Source organism: Kitasatospora putterlickiae (assembly GCF_039527695.1).
GTDB lineage: Bacteria > Actinomycetota > Actinomycetes > Streptomycetales > Streptomycetaceae > Kitasatospora > Kitasatospora putterlickiae.
The window spans coordinates 2,683-6,525 of sequence record NZ_BAAAKJ010000141.1; the positions used below are offsets into that span (position 1 = coordinate 2,683).

Genomic DNA, 3,843 nt, shown 5'->3' on the forward strand with positions numbered 1-3,843 from the left:
TCCCGGGCCGGCGCCGTTCGGCCGGGTCAGGGCCAGGTGAGCGAGCCGCTGGGACGGACCAGGACGGGCATCAGCCAGTCGAGGTCGGTCAGCGACGGATCGGTGAGAGCACCTCCGAAGCCGTTCGGGAGGGACGGGAGGCCGCCGCCCAGCGAATAGGTCCCCAGCTGGTGGCCGCCCAGCGGGTGACTGCCCAGCGGGTCGCCGCCGGCGGTGTCGCCGCCCTGGTACGGCCACTGGCCGTAGTCGGGGCCGTCGTCATGGCCGTGGCCGTGGCAGTCCTTCTCGCACGGCGGCCTGCACCGGGCGAGCGCGGAGGAGGGCGGCGTGGTGACGGGAGTGCCGCCGGGTCCGGGGAAGGTGGCGGTGACGGTGTTGACGGTGTCCTCGCCGATCAGGCTGTAGCAGTAGAACGTCATCGACTGGCCGGCCGCCAGGTCGAACGTCCCGGCCGCCACCTCGCAGGCCACCTCCTGGGCGTCGTTCAGGGTGATCCCGGTCAGGTCCACCGCGCCGGTGTTGGTGACCGTGATCCGCCAGAAGGCCTGGCACATGTCCGGTGCGCACAGCTCCTCGGGCGCGTTGCCCTTGTGCAGGGTCGCCTCCTTGCCCCACGGTCCGGTCCCGCCCTGACCGCAGTCGTCGGCGTTCTCGGACTGGCAGACCTCCTTGTTGACGTTCAGCGACGGGGTGCCGCCGGTGACCTGGACGTCGGCCGAGGAGGGCGGGGTGGTGATGGGGGTTCCGTCAGGTCCGGTGAAGGTGGCGGTGACGGTGTTGGTGGTGGCCTGGGTGACGTTGGGGAGGTTGCAGAAGACCTGGCGCGAGGCGCCGACCGCGAGGTCGAAGGTCCCTGCGGTTGTGGCACACGAGGGGGTGACCGCATCCGTCAGGGTGATGCCGGTGGCGGGGACGGTGCCGGTGTTGGTGATGGTGATGCGCCAGTAGGCGGTGGTGCCGGTGGGGATGGTGGTGGTTTTGGCCCAGGGGCCGGGGCCGCCGTCAGCGCAGTCGGCGGGGTTGGTGGAGGTGCAGACCTCCTTGTTGATGCTGATGGAGGGGACGACGGGGGGTGTGACGTTGACCGTCGCTTCGGAGGGCGGGGTGGTGATGGGGGTTCCGTCGGGGCCGGGGAAGGTGGCGGTGACGGTGTTGGTGGTGGTCTGGTCGATGTTGGTCAGGTTGCAGAAGACCTGGTGTGAGGCGCCGACGGCGAGGTCGAAGGTGCCTGCCGCGGTCACGCAGGAGGGTGATACGGCGTCGGTGAGGGTGATGCCGGTGGCGGGGACGGTGCCGGTGTTGGTGATGGTGATGCGCCAGTAGGCGGTGGTGCCGGTGGGGATGGTGGTGGTTTTGGCCCAGGGGCCGGGGCCGCCGTCAGCGCAGTCGGCGGGGTTGGTGGAGGTGCAGACCTCCTTGTTGATGCTGATCGAGGGCACGACCGGCGGAGTGACGTTGACCGTCGCCTCCGACGGCGGGGTGGTGATGGGGGTTCCGTCGGGGCCGGGGAAGGTGGCGGTGACGGTGTTGGTGGTGGTCTGGTCGACGTTGGTCAGATTGCAGAACACCTGGCGCGAGGCGCCGACCGCGAGGTCGAAGGTCCCTGCGGTTGTGGCGCACGAGGGGGTGATCGCATCCGTCAGGGTGATGCCGGTGACGGGGACCGTTCCGTTGTTGGTGACGGTGATGCGCCAGTAGGCGGTGGTGCCGCTCGGAATGGTGGTGGTCTTCGCCCAGGGGCCGGGGCCGCCGTCAGCGCAGTCGGCGGCGTTGGTGGAGGTGCAGACCTCCTTGTTGATCGCCAGCACCGGGGTGCACGCGTCCCCCGGGGTCACCTGGAGGGTGACCGTGTTGGAGGTGACGGCCGGCTGGCCGTCGGTGACGGCGGACGCCTGGTTGGAGACGGAGGTGACCGAGCAGTCGGCCGACACCGTGGTCTCGAAGCAGATCTGCGGCGCGTCGCCGACGAAGGTGACCTGCATCTTCGGGTGGTTGTCGGGGGTGAACGACGATCCGCTGATCAGGCTGAGGTTGGCGATCACCTGGATCGGCGAGTTACTCGTCGGGACGGACGAGATGTCCGCCGTTCCCGTGACCGGGTCGAACGGGAAGGTGCCGATCGTGGTGCCGTCGGAGGCCAGCACGGTCACCGTGGACTGCGCGAAGTCGACGGTCGTCGGGTCGATGTCGAAGAGGCTGACCGTCCCGTACGACTGCACGTGTCCGGTGGCCCCGTCGCAGTAGAACGCGGAGGGGTTGATGGTGCTCTGGGCCCGGGTCTTCAGGCAGGGCGAGGCCCCGGTGACCGGGTCGATCGAGAACAGGACGCCGACGTCGCCGAGGCTGTACTTGCACTGGCCGTCGTAGGCGAAGCCGTACGGGCTGGTGAGGCCGCCGTTGACGTTGGCCGGGCCGTTGACGACGCCGTTGGTGCCGTACTGGGTGCAAGGGGCCTGGATGTTCCAGTCGTAGCAGAACTCCGAGCTGTTGAGGGTCGGCGTGTTGCCGGTGTAGATCCAGAAGGGGAACTCGGTCTCCAGGTGCCCGTTGGGGGCGGTGATGGTCAGTGGCACCTGGTAGTTGGCCTCGCCGGTGGCGACGTTGGTGCTGACCAGGGCCTGGAGGCCGGGGGGCGCGGCGATCGGGGTGCCCGTCAGGGAGAAGCAGACGGGGGTGCCGACGGGCGGGAGGACCGCCAGGTTGACACCGCCGACCACTGTGCAGACGCCGGTGACGGTGCCGGCCGAGTCGTACATCTCGAAGACGTTGTCCACCCGGGCGGGGGAGGTGCCGATCGGGGTGGCCACGACCTTGGGGATGAGCCAGCCGGTGCACGGGGCGTTCGTCGCCGGGTCGAAGCAGGTCATCAGCGAAGGCAGCGGGGCCAACTGGTTGTTGGTCACGTAGATCTTGCCCTCGATGACCCGCATGGTGCCGACGTAGTCGCCGGCGAAGCCGCCCTGTCCCTCGTTGGTGGGCAGGCCGCTGGGGAAGGTCCCGCACGAGAGGTTGCCGTCGGGGTCGTAGCAGAGGATCTCGCCGGTGCCGGAGACGGCGTAGATCAGGCCGTTCGGCGCCTCGACGATGCCGCCGATGACCGAACCGGTGCCGGTCTGGAGCGCGGTGAAGCCGCAGCTGGCCTGGGTCTGGAGGTCGATGCAGCCAACGCCGATCACCGCGTAGGTGACCCGGCTGACGGCGGCGTAGTAGAGCTTGGAGCCGTCCTGCACATAGGTCGGGGTGCGGGTGCTGCCGAGGTCGCCGGTGGTCCCGCCGGGTGTGGAGGAGTTCAGTGGCTGGGGCCAGCTGGTGGGAGCACCGGTCGAGGTCGGGCAGGGGGCGTTGGTGAGCAGGTCGGTGCAGAACACGCTGGCCGTGTTGGAGAAGCCGTGGTGGTAGATGTTCCAGATCTCGGGCGTGGGGACGCCGTTGATGGTGGCGGTGTAGAGGATCGGGGTGAAGCCGTCGCCGCCGGTGGCCGTGTTGACCGGGGTGAACGGCGGCGGGATCTGGACCACCGCGCCGGTCGCCGGCGACGCGAGCGTCGGGTTGGTCGCCTGGACGACGTTGGTGGCGGTGCCCTGGTCGGTGCCGGCGAAGTTCGTACCGCCGTCGGTGGACCACTGCCTGGTGAAGCCGGGGGGTGCCTGGAGCGACCCGGGGACGTAGGTCTGGGCCTGCGGCGTGCTGCCCGGTCCGCCCTGGATCGCGTCGGTGATGGTGGTGCTGACCGGGGCGCCCTCCGGGTTGGTCGCGGAGACGACCCAGCGGACGGTGTCACCGTGGCTGGTCTGGGTGGTGCTGCCGGTGTTGACGTCGGTTCCGGTCTTCGTCAGCGTCACG

At 69.7% G+C, this 3,843-nt stretch carries 1 protein-coding gene; it reads right to left on the reverse strand.

Features of this window, described 5'->3' with window-relative positions; genetic code table 11:
* Window positions 1-26: 26 nt before the first annotated feature.
* Window positions 27-3,843 (reverse strand): DUF7617 domain-containing protein (locus ABD308_RS15040; protein ID WP_344333772.1); only part of this gene is annotated, 3,817 nt, incomplete at its 5' end.